Annotated in this window: 15 protein-coding genes; 13 read left to right on the forward strand and 2 right to left on the reverse strand. The window is 67.2% G+C overall.

The genetic code is table 11. From position 1 onward, the window contains the following. Window positions 1-49: 49 nt before the first annotated feature. Window positions 50-1,024: an ABC transporter ATP-binding protein gene (locus tag ACZ5M6_RS03390; protein ID WP_152949308.1), complete on the reverse strand. Its 975-nt coding sequence runs from the start codon at window positions 1,022-1,024 to the stop codon at window positions 50-52. Window positions 1,025-1,130: 106 nt separating this feature from the next. Between ACZ5M6_RS03390 and ACZ5M6_RS03395 the strand changes: the two genes are divergently transcribed. The 4 genes from ACZ5M6_RS03395 to polA all read left to right on the forward strand — a co-directional run bounded on the left by ACZ5M6_RS03395 (window position 1,131) and on the right by polA (window position 5,470). Beyond that, window positions 1,131-1,370, forward strand: a complete 240-nt coding sequence (locus tag ACZ5M6_RS03395; RefSeq protein ID WP_054764473.1) for a zinc-finger domain-containing protein — start codon at window positions 1,131-1,133, stop codon at window positions 1,368-1,370. A gap of 70 nt (window positions 1,371-1,440) precedes the next feature. Next, entirely contained in the window at window positions 1,441-1,881 is a 441-nt protein-coding gene (locus ACZ5M6_RS03400) for a VOC family protein (protein ID WP_152949309.1), read from the forward strand. Next, window positions 1,881-2,516 carry a DUF6655 family protein gene (locus tag ACZ5M6_RS03405; RefSeq protein WP_054764475.1) on the forward strand — a complete coding sequence of 212 codons (636 nt, stop codon included), beginning with the start codon at window positions 1,881-1,883 and terminating at the stop codon, window positions 2,514-2,516. Before ACZ5M6_RS03400 ends, ACZ5M6_RS03405 begins: the two co-directional genes overlap by 1 nt. A 38-nt stretch (window positions 2,517-2,554) precedes the next feature. Then, a complete protein-coding gene (polA, locus tag ACZ5M6_RS03410) occupies window positions 2,555-5,470 on the forward strand; it encodes a DNA polymerase I (protein WP_464159677.1) in 2,916 nt (971 codons plus the stop codon). A gap of 19 nt (window positions 5,471-5,489) precedes the next feature. Here polA and ACZ5M6_RS03415 read toward each other — a convergent pair whose 3' ends face one another. After that, entirely contained in the window at window positions 5,490-6,641 is a 1,152-nt protein-coding gene (locus ACZ5M6_RS03415) for a hypothetical protein (protein ID WP_191554832.1), read from the reverse strand. Between the two features lie 99 nt (window positions 6,642-6,740). Here ACZ5M6_RS03415 and ACZ5M6_RS03420 point away from each other — a divergent pair, with 99 nt between their 5' ends. The 9 genes from ACZ5M6_RS03420 to ACZ5M6_RS03460 all read left to right on the forward strand — a co-directional run bounded on the left by ACZ5M6_RS03420 (window position 6,741) and on the right by ACZ5M6_RS03460 (window position 14,677). Next, window positions 6,741-6,941, forward strand: a complete 201-nt coding sequence (locus tag ACZ5M6_RS03420) for a twin transmembrane helix small protein (protein WP_054764478.1) — start codon at window positions 6,741-6,743, stop codon at window positions 6,939-6,941. 13 nt (window positions 6,942-6,954) lie between these two features. Next, window positions 6,955-7,527: a cob(I)yrinic acid a,c-diamide adenosyltransferase gene (locus ACZ5M6_RS03425; protein WP_054764479.1), complete on the forward strand. Its 573-nt coding sequence runs from the start codon at window positions 6,955-6,957 to the stop codon at window positions 7,525-7,527. Between the two features lie 47 nt (window positions 7,528-7,574). Further along, the gene (gene trmB / locus ACZ5M6_RS03430; protein ID WP_464159678.1) at window positions 7,575-8,291 is read left to right on the forward strand and encodes a tRNA (guanosine(46)-N7)-methyltransferase TrmB; all 717 of its coding nucleotides are present in this window, start codon (window positions 7,575-7,577) and stop codon (window positions 8,289-8,291) included. Between the two features lie 109 nt (window positions 8,292-8,400). Next, entirely contained in the window at window positions 8,401-10,347 is a 1,947-nt protein-coding gene (locus tag ACZ5M6_RS03435) for a methyl-accepting chemotaxis protein (RefSeq protein ID WP_464159679.1), read from the forward strand. Window positions 10,348-10,422: 75 nt separating this feature from the next. Beyond that, the gene (locus ACZ5M6_RS03440) at window positions 10,423-10,929 is read left to right on the forward strand and encodes a DUF1993 domain-containing protein (protein WP_464159680.1); all 507 of its coding nucleotides are present in this window, start codon (window positions 10,423-10,425) and stop codon (window positions 10,927-10,929) included. Between the two features lie 69 nt (window positions 10,930-10,998). Then, on the forward strand, window positions 10,999-11,565 hold the full coding sequence (locus ACZ5M6_RS03445; protein ID WP_191554835.1) for a hypothetical protein: 567 nt from the start codon (window positions 10,999-11,001) through the stop codon (window positions 11,563-11,565). A 101-nt stretch (window positions 11,566-11,666) separates the two neighbouring features. Next, window positions 11,667-12,266, forward strand: a complete 600-nt coding sequence (gene rimP, locus ACZ5M6_RS03450) for a ribosome maturation factor RimP (protein WP_464159681.1) — start codon at window positions 11,667-11,669, stop codon at window positions 12,264-12,266. Next, a complete protein-coding gene (gene nusA, locus ACZ5M6_RS03455) occupies window positions 12,266-13,984 on the forward strand; it encodes a transcription termination factor NusA (protein WP_287106609.1) in 1,719 nt (572 codons plus the stop codon). The genes rimP and nusA overlap by 1 nt, the downstream gene beginning before the upstream one ends. Window positions 13,985-14,002: 18 nt before the next feature. After that, entirely contained in the window at window positions 14,003-14,677 is a 675-nt protein-coding gene (locus ACZ5M6_RS03460) for an RNA-binding protein (RefSeq protein ID WP_054764484.1), read from the forward strand. Window positions 14,678-14,730: the final 53 nt, after the last annotated feature.

Raw genomic sequence — 14,730 nt, forward strand, 5'->3', positions numbered from 1 at the left:
TTCATGAGCGGGCCGTTCGGCGCCGTCGTCTGATTGTCTTCGCCCCCTTCTAGTCCCTGGTCGGATCGACCTGACTGGCGTCCCCATAGGTCAGGGCTAGGAAGACGTCCTCCAGGTCGGGGTCCTCGGTGGTGATGTCGGCGATGGTGACGCCTGCGGCGCGGACCGCATTGATCACCTGCTCCACCGACGACTGCCCCTTCTTATAGGTCACGGCGAAGGCTCCGCCCGCCCGCGGCGCGACCTGGAAGCCGTTCAGGACCGGGGGGGTCTGCTGCGGCGTCTCGGGCGTGACCACCACATTGCGGCTGTCCAGCCGGCGCAGCAGCTGGGGCGTGGGCTCACAGGCCACCACCCGGCCCCGATTGACGATGGCGATCGTGTCGCACAGCTCCTGGGCCTCCTCCAGATAGTGGGTGGTCAGGACGATGGTCACGCCCTCGGCGTTGATCTGGCGCACATAGGCCCAGAGCTGACGGCGCAGTTCGACGTCCACCCCCGCCGTCGGCTCGTCCAGGATCAGAATAGGCGGATTGTGGACCAGGGCCTTGGCCACCATCAGGCGACGCTTCATGCCGCCGGACAGGGCGCGGACATAGGCGTTGGCCTTGTCCGACAGGCCCAGGGCCGCCAGGAGCTCGTCGGAACGGCGTTCGTTCTTGGGCACGCCGTAGAAGCCCGCCTGAACCTCCAGCGACTCGCGCGGGGTGAAGAAGACGTCGGCGACGATCTCCTGAGGCACCACGCCCAAGGCGGCGGCGGCGTCACGCGGCTCCTTGTCGATGTCGCGGCCCCAGATGGTAACGGTCCCTTCGGACTTCTTGACCACCCCCGCCAGGATGTTGATCAGGGTCGATTTGCCGGCGCCGTTCGGGCCCAGGAGTCCGAAGACGGACCCGCGTTTCACCGCCAGGTCCACGCCGTGCAGGGCGGTCTTGGGGGCGGCCTTCTTGGAGCCGGCGTAGGTCTTTTTGAGCCCCCGCACCTCAATGGCGTTGTCGGGCAGGGTGGTGGGGTCGGTCATTCGGTCGGGCTTTGATCGGACAGGAAGGGGCGCGGCGGTTTGACGCCGCCGAATGGGCCGCATAGGTATGCGTCCGACGCCTCCTCGCCAAGACACGAGCCGAATAATGCCGCCCCGCCACCCCGATGCGATCATTCCGCCCCCCGAAGAGATCGTGGTCTCGACAAAGCGTGTCGCCTGCGACGGCGGCGGCGGCGCCCTGGGCCATCCGCTGGTCTATATGGACATGGGCGAGGATGATTTCGTCGAATGCGGCTATTGCGACCGTCGCTTCGTCCTGTCGGCCCAGCCGCATGACGAAAGCGAATATCTGAGCCCCGCCGCCCGCGCGGCCGAGGCGCACTGAGGCTGCGGTTTGGCCGCTCAGCCGCTGTAAGAGACGCTCGACCCCGCCTTTGAACTGAAAAGAGACAGAGTTGCGCTATCTGCACACCATGGTCCGCGTTCGCGACCTCGACGCCTCTCTGCATTTCTACTGCGATCTGCTGGGGCTTCAGGAGGTGCGTCGCACCGAGAATGAAGCGGGACGTTTCACCCTGGTCTTTCTGGCGGCGCCCAAGAATCTGGAGCAGTCGGCGGCGGAACGGTCGCCTGAGCTGGAACTGACCTATAATTGGGACCCGGAAACCTATCAGGGCGGCCGCAATTTCGGACATCTGGCCTATAAGGTCGATGACATCTATGCCGCCTGTCAGCGGCTGATGCACGGGGGCGTGGTGATCAACCGACCGCCGCGCGACGGCAATATGGCCTTCGTCCGCTCACCGGACGGTATTTCGATCGAACTGCTTCAGGACGGTCCGCCCCTGACGCCGGCCGAGCCCTGGGCGTCCATGCCCAATACGGGGAGCTGGTGATGGGCGGATTTCGCGCGACGTCGGCGCGCCTCGTCGCCGCCCTTTCGATGACAGCCCTTCTGGCCTCGGCCTGCGCCTCAACCACGGAATCCAACATCGGCCGCACGGCGACCGAAAACCTGCTGCTGGCCCGGGCCGCAGACAAGGCGGTGGAGGGCCTGTCCCTGCCGCTTCCGACCGGCGCGACCGTGTTTGTCGATGAGACCTATTTCCAGACCGAAAACTCCCGCTACGCCATCAGCGCAATCCGCGGGGCCCTGTCGGACGCCGGTTATCGGCTGACCCGCACCCGGGAGGACGCCGACGCCGTGTTCGAAATCCGCACCGGCGCCCTGGCGCTGGAGCAGATGCGCCGCGTCTTCGGCATTCCCGAAATGCGGATTCCGATCAACGAGAATTTCAACGTCGTCTCGCTGCCGGAGCTGTCGGTTTACAGCAATCGGGACCGGGCGGGCGTGGCCGAATTCTCCGGCTTTCTCTATGAGGCCAAGACCGGAGCGCCCCTGGGCGCGGTTCTGCCGATGATCGGACAGTACCGGATTCGCAGCCACAAGCTGTTCATGATCGTGACCTGGGGCCAGCAGCAGGCGCAGCCGGGTCAGCGCGATCCGGGATCGAGCTGGACGGAATTCTGACGGCTGACGCGGCGGCTCGGGCCGCCTATGTTCCGGCCATGACCGACGCTTCCGCTTCCGACGCCGCCCCCTCCCAGGACCGCCCGCTCACCCAGGACGGCCCCGCCCTGCGGCTGTGGATGATTGACGCCTCGGCCTATATCTTCCGCGCCTATCACGCCCTTCCGCCCCTGACGCGAAAGTCGGACGGCCTGCCCGTGGGGGCGGTCCAGGGCTACTGCAACATGTTGTGGAAGCTGCTGAAGGACATGAAGGGCGCCGACGGCCCCACCCATCTGGTCGCCATCTTCGACCATTCGGAAAAGACCTTCCGCAACGACCTGTACGACCAGTACAAGGCCCACCGCCCGCCGCCGCCCGAGGATCTGGTGCCGCAGTTTCCTCTGGTGCGCGAGGCGACGGCGGCCTTCGGCGTCCATTGCGTCGAGCTGCCCGGCTATGAGGCCGACGATCTGATCGCCACCTATGCCTGCAAGGCCCGCGACGCCGGAGGCGAGGCGGTGATCGTCAGCTCCGACAAGGATCTGATGCAGCTGATCGGCGGCGGCGTCGTCATGTGGGATCCGATGAAGGATCGGCGTCTGGCCGAGCCCGAGGTGTTCGAAAAGTTCGGCGTCGGGCCGGAAAAGATGGTCGATCTTCAGGCCCTGATCGGCGACAGCGTCGACAATGTGCCGGGCGCGCCCGGCATCGGCCCGAAGACGGCGGCGCAGTTGCTGGACGAATACGGCGACCTGGACACCCTGCTGGCGCGGGCTGGGGAGATCAAACAGCCCAAACGCCGCGAGACCCTGATCAATTTCGCCGACCAGATCCGCCTGTCGCGCGAACTGGTCCGCCTGACCTGCGACGCGCCGGCGCCGGAGCCGATCGAGGATTTCGCCGTGCGCGATCCCGATCCCGAGACCCTGTCGGCCTTTCTGGACAAGATGGAGTTCCGGTCGCTGCAGCGTCGGGTCGGCGACGGCAAGGCGGGGCCCAGCGAAACCTCCGCCTTCGCGCCCAAACGCACGCCCAATCTGAACGCCCCGGTGGCCGCGCCCCGCTATGGTCAGACGGCGGACGGGCCGGCCGAGGCGCAGTCCTTCGATCTCGACGCTTATGAATGCGTCCAGACCGAAGAGGCTTTGGACCGCTGGATCGCGCGGGCGACCGAGGCGGGGGTGGTCGGCTTCGACACCGAGACCGACGCCCTGTCAGCGACCCATGCCGGCCTGTGCGGCGTATCCCTGGCGGTCGGGCCGAACCAGGCCTGCTACGTCCCCCTGACCCATGAGCATGAGCCCCAGGCGGGCGAGGGCGGGCTGTTCGGGGAGGCGGGCGAGCCGCGCGAGCCTATTCAGCAACTGGACAAGGCGACGGCCCTGACGAAGCTGAAGACGCTGCTGGAAGATCCGTCGGTCCTGAAGGTGCTGCAGAACGCCAAATATGATCTGGCGGTCATGGCGCGGCGGGGAATCCGGGTCGCGCCTTATGACGACACCCTTCTGCTCTCCTATGTGCTGGAAGGCGGATTGCACGGTCACGGGATGGACGAGCTGGCGCGGCTCCACCTCGGCCACGAGCCGATACCCTTTAAGAGCGTGGCGGGGACCGGCAAGAGCCAGAAATCCTTCAAGCACGTCGCTCTGAAGTCGGCCACCACCTACGCCGCCGAGGACGCGGACGTCACCCTGCGTCTGTGGCGCATTCTAAAGCCCCGGCTGGCGCGCGAGGGCCTGTCCACCGTCTATGAGACCCTTGAACGGCCCATGCCCGCCGTCCTGGCCGAGATGGAGACCGCCGGCGTCCGCATCGATCCCGACCGCCTCAAGCGTTTGTCGAGCGAATTCGGCCTGCGCATGGCCGAGTTGGAGACCCAGGCCCATGAGATTGCGGGCCGTCCCTTCAACATCGGCTCTCCCCGCCAGATCGGCGACATCCTGTTCGGCGAGCTGAATCTGCCGGGCGGGAAGAAGACCGCCTCCGGCCAGTGGGGCACCGACGCCAGCGTTCTGGAGGACCTGGCCCAGACCCACGCCCTGCCGCGTGTCCTTCTGGACTGGCGACAGCTGTCCAAGCTGAAGGGCACCTATACCGACGCCCTGATCGCCGCCGCCGATCCCCGGACCGACCGCGTCCACACCTCCTATCAGCTGGCCGCCGCCTCGACCGGCCGTCTGGCCTCCAGCGATCCCAACCTCCAGAACATCCCCATACGCACCGAGACCGGCCGCGAAATCCGCCAGGCCTTCATCGCCGCCCCCGGCCATCTGCTGATCAGCGCCGACTACAGCCAGATCGAACTGCGCCTTCTGGCCCATATCGGCGACATCCCCGAGCTGAAACGCGCCTTCAAGGCCGGGCTGGACATCCACGCCGCCACCGCCAGCGAAATGTTCGGCGTCCCCGTCGAGGGCATGCCGTCCGAGACTCGCCGCCGCGCCAAGGCCATCAATTTCGGCATCGTCTACGGCATCTCGGCCTTCGGCCTGGCCGCCCAGCTGGGCATCGATCAGGGCGAGGCCGGCGCCTATATCAAGACCTATTTCGACCGCTTCCCCGGCATTCGGACCTATATGGACAGGACCAAGGCCGAGGTCCGCCAGGCCGGCTTCGTCTCCACCGTCTTCGGGCGTCGGATCCATATCCCCGCCATTCACTCGAAATCGGGCGCCGAACGCCAGTTCGGCGAGCGCGCCGCCATCAACGCCCCCATCCAGGGCGCGGCCGCCGACATCATCCGCCGCGCCATGATCCGCATGCCCGCGGCCCTGGCCGAGGCGGGACTGAAGACCCGCATGCTGCTGCAGGTCCATGACGAACTGGTGTTCGAGGCTCCAGAAGCGGAGGCTGAGCGCGCCATTCCCGTCATCAAGCGGGTCATGGAAACCGCTTCGGACCCCGCCGTCGCCCTGACCGTGCCCCTGGTCGTCGACGCCCGCGCCGCCCCCAACTGGGACGAGGCGCACTGAGACGCCGGCGCGGCGGCGTTCAGGCCGCCAGGACGATGATGTCGTCGGGGCTTTCGCCGCGCCCCAGAAGGCCGGTTTCAAAGTCCATGAAGATGTCCATAAGCTCGGCCACCCCCGCCGGATGGGCGCCGGCGCCGAAGCGGAAACGCCAATAGCTGACGATGTGCTGGACCGCGCCCAGCTGGTCGCCCAGGCGGGCGAACATCGACGGGGCGTCCAGCAGGAAGTCGCGGAAGGCGATGGGTTTGCCCTCGCGCGTCAGCCGGGCGTAGGCGTCGTCATAGACGCTGAGGGTGCGGCTGACCTCGTCGCAGGTGCGAATGATGCGGCCCCGCAGGACGGCGCGGCTGCGGTCCAGATATTCGCGGGCCTGTCGATCGACCTTACCGACCGGCTTGATGGTGCGCACCGCCTCGGCGACGGCCGCCACCTCGCCCAGCAGGGTCGACAGGGTCCATTTGTAGTAGAGGAAGCCTTTCCAGCAGAAGACCCCTTCCTGATACTGTTCCGGGGCCAGACGCAGGGTCTCGCGCAGGGCCTCCAGCTGGTCGCCAGGGGTGTTGGACAGGATCTTGGCCGTCATCCGCGCCGCTGAATCGGCGGCTTCGCTGTTGCCTGCGCCCAGGCTGAGGCTGACCAGGGGTTCGATCTCGCCCCGGACGAAGGTGGTCATCCGCTGAAGATCGCTCTCGCTGATCGAGAAATAGCAGGGCGCCGGCTCCAGGCCGCACCGGCGCAGCTGTTCGCGAAGCAAAAAGGGGTCGAGCGACGGCAGGCGGTCGATCTGGCGCAGGGTGACGATGTCCGCGTGGGTCGCGGGGACGCCGAACGATTCCATCATCATCCGTTCGAAGCCGATCTGATTGACGAAGACATAGCGGCCGCCGGTCTTCAGATCCTCGTCGTCGATCGGAATGATCACCTTGGTCGCCACATGGCGACGGCCGGTGAACAGGTCCGTCTCGTTGCGTCGGAGCCGGTGTTTGATGATCAGGGATCGGTTCAGCACCGGGGTGCGGAAGATCGGGCGTGCGGCCCAGTCGGGATTGCGCAGGGCGCCGTCTGCCCGGCTGTCGCCGTTCTCTTCCCACACCTTCAGCAGGTTCAGCACGCGGGCGGTGGAGGCCGAGCCCCTCAGGTGATCGAGATTTCGGACGGCGCGATCGGTCATGAGCGGGACCTTGCACCACAAATCGTCACCAATGGCTTAGCTGGCGGCCAATTCGACCGATGCTGGCGCCGGAAGCGCGACACGCCTAAAAGGATGTCCATGCAGATGCTGGACATTCTGATCCTCCTCGCCATCGCCGCCGTGACGGTGACGCTCGGCCTGGGGCTGTATTCGCTGTTTCGCGGGGGCGCCTACGCCCGCAGCCATTCCAACCGGCTGATGCGCTGGCGGGTCGGGTTGCAGGCCCTGGCGGTCCTGCTTCTGGTGATCGGCATGCTGTGGAAGGCGACGGCGTCTTGACCGGAGGTCGTCCATGGTGACGCTGAACAAGATCTACACCAAGACTGGGGACGAGGGCCTGACGCGGCTGGCCTCGGGCGCGCCGGTGTCTAAGACCGATCTGCGGGTCCAGGCCTATGGGGCGGTGGATGAACTGAACGCCGTCCTGGGGGTGGCCCGGCTCAGCAGCGGCCAGAACGACCGGATCGACGCCATGCTGGGGCGGATTCAGAACGAACTGTTCGACCTGGGGGCCGATCTGGCCACGCCGCTGGACCCGCCCCCGGCCTGGGAGGCGCTGCGAATTCTGGACAGCCAGGTCGAGCGGCTGGAACAGGAGATCGACTGGATGAACGAGAGCCTGAAACCGCTGGACAGTTTCATCCTGCCCGGCGGTTCGCCCTTGTCGGCCCATCTGCATGTGGCGCGCACCGTGTGCCGTCGCGCCGAGCGGGACGCCGTGCGTCTGGTCGAGGCGGGGCAGGCGGTCAACGGCGCGGCCCTACGCTATCTGAACCGGCTGTCGGACCATCTGTTCGTCGCCGGGCGCCGCGCCAACGCTAACGGCGCCAATGACGTCAAGTGGAAGCCGGGCGCCACGCGCTGAGGCGTCGCTTATGGACGCCGGGGTTCCGGACGGCTAACGGCAGGCGGATGAAGACCGACCTGCCCCCCGAGGACGACAATCCGCATCTGGAGCGGCCGCTGCGGTCGTTCGGCCGCATCAAGGCTCGCCCGATCAAGCCGCGTCAGGCCGCCCTGATGGAGACGCTGCTCCCCCGGATCGCCGTGCCGCATCCCAAGGCGGGACCGGTGAACCCGCAGACTCTGATGCCCAACGCCGCCGAGGTCTGGCTGGAGATCGGATTCGGCGGGGGCGAACATATGGCGGCCCAGGCGGCGCGGCGGCCGGACGTTCTGGTGATCGGCTGCGAACCCTTTCTGAACGGGGTCGCCTCGGCCCTGCGCCACGTCGAGGAAGGCGGGCTGGAGAACGTCCGCATCCACGCCGACGACGCGCGCGACCTTGTCGAGGTCCTTCCCGACGCCTCGGTCGATCGGGTGCTGATCCTGTTTCCCGATCCCTGGCACAAGGCCCGGCACAACAAGCGCCGCCTTTTGCAGGACGAGACGGCCCAGGCCTTCGCCCGCATTCTGAAGCCCGGCGGGACGCTGCGGTTCGTCACCGATTGGCGGGACTATGCGGAATGGACGCTGGAGCGATTGGAGAGGGCGCCGGGGCTGAAGCGGATCGGAGCGGCCGAGGCCGACTGGCATGTCGCCCCGTCGGACCATGTGATCACCCGCTATGAGGAAAAGCGACTGGGCGACACCGCGCCGATCTTCCTGGAATATCAGAAGGCGGCCTGAGGGAACTTGTGCGGGGCTGATTGTCGCATAAGGGTATCTACCTAGCCCCCTCATAGCCCCCCGTTTAACCTCGTTCTTTAGGCATGGTCCGATGCTTAGGGAAACAACCATGAAGGCTTTGACGATCGGCGGGCGGATTAATCTGCTGGCGCTTGTGACGGTGGTGGGCCTTTTGGTGGTGACGGCCTTGGCCCTTTTCCGGCTGGATGCGGTCATGCGTGACGACATCGCCGACCGCACTAAAAAGTCCGTCGAGATCGCCCACAGCGTGGTCGCCTATTACCAGGGCGAGGAGGCGGCCGGACGGATGAGCCGGGATCAGGCCCAGACGGCGGCCAAGGCGGCGGTCGGGGCCATGCGGTACGGCCAGGACGACTATTTCTGGATCAACGACATGCATCCCACCATGGTGATGCACCCGATGAAGCCGGCGCTGAACGGCAAGGATCTGAGCGAGAACAAGGACGCTGACGGCGTGCTGATGTTCAAGGAATTCGTCGCCGTGGTGCAGAAGGACGGCGAGGGCTTCGTCCACTACCAGTGGGCCAAGCCGAACCAGGACGGGGCCTCGCCGAAGATCTCCTATGTGAAGGGCTTTGCGCCCTGGGGCTGGGTGATCGGTTCAGGCGTCTATACCGACCAGATCGCGGCGGCCGTGGGCAAGTCGGCCCTGGCCCTGGGCTCCATGGCCCTGCTGGTGTTGCTGGCGGTCGGGGCGGCGGGCTGGTTCATCGGCCGGTCGGTGTCGGGGCCCGTGGTGGCGCTCGAGCGGCGGATGCGCGGCCTGGCGGAGGGAGATACGGCCTCCGAGATTCCGGGCGTCGCGCGCGGCGACGAGATCGGCAAGATGGCCTTGGCGCTCGCGACCTTCCGCGACGCGGCCATCGAGAAGGCGCGTCTGGCGGCGGAGGCGCTTTCGCAACGCTCGATGAGCGAGCAGGAGCGGGCCGCCCGCGAGGCCGAGAAGGCGGCGGAGGCCGAGGCCGACCGGGTGACGATCGAGGCCTTGGGCCGGGGTCTGGCGGCCATGGCGGACGGCGACCTGACCTATCGGATCGAGACCGAGTTCGCGCCCAAGGCGGCGCAGCTGAAGACGGACTTCAACGCCGCCATCGCTCAGCTCCAGCAGGCCCTGTCGGTGGTGGTGGGCAATATCGCCGGCATCCGCTCCGGCGCCGGCGAGATCAGCCAGGCGGCCGACGACCTGTCGCGGCGCACCGAACAGCAGGCTGCGGGGCTGGAGGAGACGGCGGCGGCTCTGGACGAGATCACCGCCACGGTGAACAAGACGGCGTCGGGCGCGCGCCAGGCCTCGGACGTGGTCCAGGCCGCCAAGGGCGACGCCGAGACCTCGGGCGTCATCGTTCGCGACGCCGTCCAGGCCATGCAGGCCATAGAGGGCTCGTCGGACCAGATCAGCCAGATCATCGGCGTCATCGACGAAATCGCCTTCCAGACCAACCTCCTGGCCCTCAACGCCGGGGTCGAGGCGGCCCGTGCGGGCGAGGCCGGTCGCGGCTTTGCGGTGGTGGCCTCCGAGGTCCGCGCCCTGGCCCAGCGGTCGGCGGAGGCCGCCAAGGAGATCAAGACCCTGATCTCGACCTCCAGCACCCAGGTCGGTTCGGGGGTGAAACTGGTCGGCCAGACCGGCGAGGCCCTGCAGCGGATCGTGGACCGGGTCGCCGAGATCGACGGACTGGTGTCGGAAATCGCGGCCTCGGCCCAGGAACAGGCCATCGGCCTGGCCGAGGTCAATACGGCCGTCAACCAGATGGACCAGGTCACGCAACAGAACGCCGCCATGGTCGAACAATCGACCGCCGCCAGCCACTCTCTGGCCCAGGAGGCCCAGTCGCTCCAGGCCTCGGTGGCCCGGTTCAAGGTCGGCTCAGCGGCCCAGGTCGCCACCCCGGCGCCGGTCGCCGCACCGGCGCCCGCCCCCGCACCGGCCAAGCCCGCCCACCGCATGGTCCAGGCCCTCAAGACCCTGGGCCGCGGCGGCGCCGCCCCCGCCCAACAGGCCGCTCCCGCCGAAGACGGCTGGGAAGAGTTCTAGATCCGGCGGCGGGGGCGGGGCTGGCGCTATGACGCCGGACCGCCCAGCTATGGCGTCCCCGACTGGAGCCCTGGAATGAGCCTCTCGATCTACGACTTCGCCACGCCCGTTCTGGCGCGCGGCCTGACCAATCTGTCCGGCTTTCTGGACAAGGCCCTGGCGGAGGGCTTCGACGAGGCCGTGCTGATCCAGGCCCGGCTGCACGACGAGATGCGCCCCCTGGCCGCCCAGGTTCAGCTGGCCTCGGACACGGCCAAGGGCGCCGTGGCGCGGCTGGCCGGAGTGGACAATCCCTCCATGGCGGACACGGAGACGACCTTCGCGGAATTGAAGGATCGGATCGCCCGGACCCTGGCCTTCATCGAGGGCGTGGACCCCGCCGCCTTCGCCGACGCCGAGACCCGACCGATCAGCCTGAAGACGCCCAGCCGCGAACTGAATTTCGACGGCCTGGGCTATCTGACCAGTTTCGTCCTGCCCAACTTCCATTTCCACGTCACGACCGCCTACGCCATCCTGCGCAAGGCGGGCGTGCCGTTGGGCAAGATGGATTATCTGGGGCGACTTACTTTGATCGAGTAGGGAAAGGTTGCAATCTGAGGTGAGCGCGGCATTCTTCGGTCGGCTGTCTCGAGCGCCGGGGAATGCGAAATGAAGCGAAGCAGTCCCGGACCAAACATCCATCACCTGGCGGCCTGCGTCCTCTACGCGCCGGGTCTTTCCCTGATCGCCTTTTTCGCCTGTGTTTTGCTGGCCTCCATTCCGCAGGCGCTCACCGGAGGCGTCGACGGCGGCAACGTGTCGATCGACGCCATCTTCTCGGGCGTCGTCAGCCTCATCGCCCTGTTCATTCTTGTGACCCTGTGGGGCCTCATCCCCGCCCTCCTGTTCGGCGGCGTCGGATGTTGGCTCGCGGAGCGGAGCCTGCAAGCGCGAGCCTGGTGGGCCTGGGGCCTGGCCGGAAGTGCAAGCGCGAGCGTCTATGTCGTCGCTTCGCTGATCTGCCGCTCTTTCGCACCGACTGCGGGATTTCTGATGGCGCCTTGGATGTTTCGGGCCGGGCTCACGCCCGGCGCCGAGGGCGTTTTCGGCGCCCTCGACATGATGCTGGCGGCCAGCGTGGCCGGCATATTGACGGGCGGGTTTCTGGCCGGCGCCCTCTATTTCCGCCTCTGTCGCGGTCGGTGGGCGCCGATTGGGGCTGACAAGCGAATGTGAAAGGCCTATATGGCGCTCCACATCGTTAGACCGGCGTCCAACGGCGTCGTTCAAAGCGGCGGCCCGGACGGACCGCCGCTTTTGTTTTGGATATTCGCCGCTTGCGCGCAAAGACCGCCCAGGACCGCCAACTGCTGGAGCTGATCGACCCGATCGCGGAGTCGCTCGGGCTCGAGGTCGTGCGCGTGCGGCTGATGAGCGGCTCCAAGCGCCAGCGCCTGCAGATCATGGCCGAACGCCCGTCCGACCACGACATCTCGGTGGAGCAATGCGCCAAGCTGAGCCGGGCCGTGTCGGAGGTGTTCGACGCCGCCGACCCGATCTCCGGCGAATATCTGCTGGAGGTCTCCTCCCCCGGCATCGACCGGCCCCTGACCCGCCCCGTCGACTTCGACCTGTTCGAGGGCGAGGAGGCGCGGCTGGAGACGGACCGGATGATCGAGGGCCGCAAACGCTTCAAGGGCGTGCTGGCCGGGTTCGAGGACGGCAATGTCCTGATCGACCTGGAGGGCGAGGAGGACACCGCCCTGATCCCCTTCGACTGGCTGGCCGACGCCAAGCTGGTCCTGACCGACGCCCTGATGAAACGGGGCGCCGCCATCCGCGCCGCCCGCGGCGAACCTGAAGACGACGGCCTGCCGGAAGGCGAGGCCGACGACACTGACACCGACACCACGACCCCTTCTGAGGACAAAGCCTGATGGCCGTCACCGGTATTTCCGCCAACCGCCTCGAACTGCTGCAGATCGCCGAGGCCGTGGCCCGCGAGAAGAACATCGACCGCGAAATCGTCATCGAGGCGATTGAGGAGGCGATCCAGAAGGGCGCCAAGTCGCGCTACGGCGCCCATCACGACATCCGCGCCAAGATCGACCACAAGACCGGCGAACTGTCCCTGACCCGTCACGTCACCATCGTCGAGGACGACTGGCAGCCGGAAGACGAGCTGGAGGAGTTCAACGACAGCGCCATGGTGCGTCTGCGCGACGCCCTGAAGCGCGACCCCGAGGCCGAGGTCGGCAAGGAATATGTCGAACAGCTGCCGCCGTTCGAGTTCGGCCGCGTCCAGACCCAGATGGCCCGCCAGGTCGTGACCGGAAAGGTCCGCGAGGCTGAACGCGCCAACCAGTACGAAGAGTTCAAGGACCGCGTCGGCGAGATCGTCAACGGCACGGTCAAGCGCGTCGAATACGGCAACACCATCGTCGACCTGGGCCGGGGCGAGGGCGTCATGCGCCGCGACCAGTCCATCCCGCGCGAAGTGTTCAACATCGGCGACCGGATCCGCACCTACATCTACGACGTCCGGCCCGAGGCCAAGGGCCCGCAGGTCATGCTGTCGCGCGCCCACCCGGGCTTCATGGCCAAGCTGTTCGCCCAGGAAGTGCCGGAAGTCTATGACGGGGTGATCGAGATCCGCGCCGCCGCCCGTGACTCGGGCTCGCGCGCCAAGATGGCCGTCCTGTCGAACGACAGCTCGATCGACCCCGTGGGCGCCTGCGTCGGCATGCGCGGCTCGCGCGTTCAGGCGGTCGTCGCCGAACTGCAGGGCGAGAAGATCGACATCATCCAGTGGAACCCGGACGAGCCCACCTTCATCGTCAACGCCCTGGCCCCGGCCGAAGTCTCCAAGGTCGTGCTCGACGAAGAAGCCGGCCGGGTGGAAGTGGTCGTGCCCGACGAACAGCTGTCGCTGGCCATCGGCCGTCGCGGCCAGAACGTGCGCCTGGCCAGCCAGCTGACCGGCTGGCAGATCGACATCATCACCGAGAGCCAGGACTCCGAGCGTCGCCAGCGCGAGTTCGGCGAGCGCACCGCCCTGTTCCAGGAAGCCCTGGACGTGGACGAGGTCATCGCCCAGCTGCTGGTCACCGAAGGCTTCGCCACGGTGGAAGACCTGGCCTATGTCGACCCCTATGAGGTCTCCGAGATCGAAGGCTTCGACGAGGAGACCGCCGAGGAGCTTCAGACCCGCGCCCGCGAATATCTGGACCGCAAGGCCGCCGAGCTGGACGCCAAGCGCGTCGAACTGGGCGTCGAGGACGCGGTTCTGGACGTGCCGGGCGTGACGCTCGCCATGGCGGTCGCCTTGGGCGAAGGCGGGGTCAAGACCGTCGAGGACCTGGCCGATCTGGCGACCGACGAAATTCGCGGCGGCTACGAGGTGAAGAACGGCGAACGGGTCAAGGTCCCGGGCGTTCTGGAAAGCTTCAACCTGGCCCAGGAAGAGGCCGAACTGCTGATCCTACAGGCCCGTGTGGCCGCCGGCTGGATCGACGCCTCGGAACTGCCGCAGCCCGAGCCGGAGTATGAGGACGAGGGCGACTACGCCGAGGGCGAGTACGATCCCGACCAGGTGTTCGGCGAGGCCGGTGGCGAAGGCCAGGCGTCCGACGACGCCGAACCGTCGAACACGTGATGGGAGACCTGGCCCTTCATGAGCTTGCGCGACGCGACGATCGATAGGGAACGCCGGGACCTGGTCAGCCACCAGGTCATGGACGAATCTCGTCTGATCCGTTTCGTCGCCGGGCCCGAGGGTCAGGTGGTTCCCGACCTGGGGCGCAAACTGCCCGGTCGCGGCCTGTGGGTCGAAGCCAGTCGCGCCTCGGTCGAGGCGGCGGTCAAGAAGAACGGCTTCACGCGCGCCGCAAAGACGAAGCTGACCGCGCCGGCCGATCTGGCGGATCTGGTCGAGCGGCTGCTGGTCCGGCGTTGTTTGGACCAGCTGGGTCTTGCCCGGCGCGAAGGCGTGCTTATCTCAGGCTTCGAAAAGTCCGCTGCGGCCCTGCGGGCCGGCAAGGCCGACTGGGTGATCGAGGCCTCCGACGGGGCCGCCGACGGCCGTGGCAAAATCCTCGCATTGGCCCGCCATCAGACCGCCAAGGTCTGCGGCGCCTTTACGGCGGACGATTTGAGTTTGGCCCTTGGGCTGGAAAATGCGATACACGCCGTCCTGCTTGCGGGCGGACGCGCCGATCGGTGGACCCTAGAGGTCGAACGACTGGCTGGATTTCGGCCGCTTCGCCCCCTTCACTGGGAGATTTCCGGTGTCGAGGACGGACCGGCGGGCGCACCCCCGACTGATTTTAATCACGGTGGGGCGAGCTGAGGATTTTGGCGGCCGAGGGCCTGTCTCCAGGGGCGGAGACGGGCTCACGGTCG

This window comes from Brevundimonas sp. Br13 (assembly GCF_055391505.1).

What these genes read in the sequence shown, in the direction of transcription:
- ACZ5M6_RS03405 (WP_054764475.1), top strand. Translation starts at nt 1,881, where the DNA reads ATGGGCGGATTTCGCGCGACGTCGGCGCGCCTCGTCGCCGCCCTTTCG.
- ACZ5M6_RS03415 (WP_191554832.1), bottom strand. Translation starts at nt 6,641, where the DNA reads ATGACCGATCGCGCCGTCCGAAATCTCGATCACCTGAGGGGCTCGGCC.
- nusA (WP_287106609.1), top strand. Translation starts at nt 12,266, where the DNA reads ATGGCCGTCACCGGTATTTCCGCCAACCGCCTCGAACTGCTGCAGATC.
- ACZ5M6_RS03425 (WP_054764479.1), top strand. Translation starts at nt 6,955, where the DNA reads ATGGTGACGCTGAACAAGATCTACACCAAGACTGGGGACGAGGGCCTG.
- ACZ5M6_RS03420 (WP_054764478.1), top strand. Translation starts at nt 6,741, where the DNA reads ATGCAGATGCTGGACATTCTGATCCTCCTCGCCATCGCCGCCGTGACG.
- ACZ5M6_RS03395 (WP_054764473.1), top strand. Translation starts at nt 1,131, where the DNA reads ATGCCGCCCCGCCACCCCGATGCGATCATTCCGCCCCCCGAAGAGATC.
- ACZ5M6_RS03440 (WP_464159680.1), top strand. Translation starts at nt 10,423, where the DNA reads ATGAGCCTCTCGATCTACGACTTCGCCACGCCCGTTCTGGCGCGCGGC.
- ACZ5M6_RS03445 (WP_191554835.1), top strand. Translation starts at nt 10,999, where the DNA reads ATGAAGCGAAGCAGTCCCGGACCAAACATCCATCACCTGGCGGCCTGC.
- ACZ5M6_RS03390 (WP_152949308.1), bottom strand. Translation starts at nt 1,024, where the DNA reads ATGACCGACCCCACCACCCTGCCCGACAACGCCATTGAGGTGCGGGGG.
- trmB (WP_464159678.1), top strand. Translation starts at nt 7,575, where the DNA reads ATGAAGACCGACCTGCCCCCCGAGGACGACAATCCGCATCTGGAGCGG.
- ACZ5M6_RS03435 (WP_464159679.1), top strand. Translation starts at nt 8,401, where the DNA reads ATGAAGGCTTTGACGATCGGCGGGCGGATTAATCTGCTGGCGCTTGTG.
- ACZ5M6_RS03460 (WP_054764484.1), top strand. Translation starts at nt 14,003, where the DNA reads ATGAGCTTGCGCGACGCGACGATCGATAGGGAACGCCGGGACCTGGTC.
- polA (WP_464159677.1), top strand. Translation starts at nt 2,555, where the DNA reads ATGACCGACGCTTCCGCTTCCGACGCCGCCCCCTCCCAGGACCGCCCG.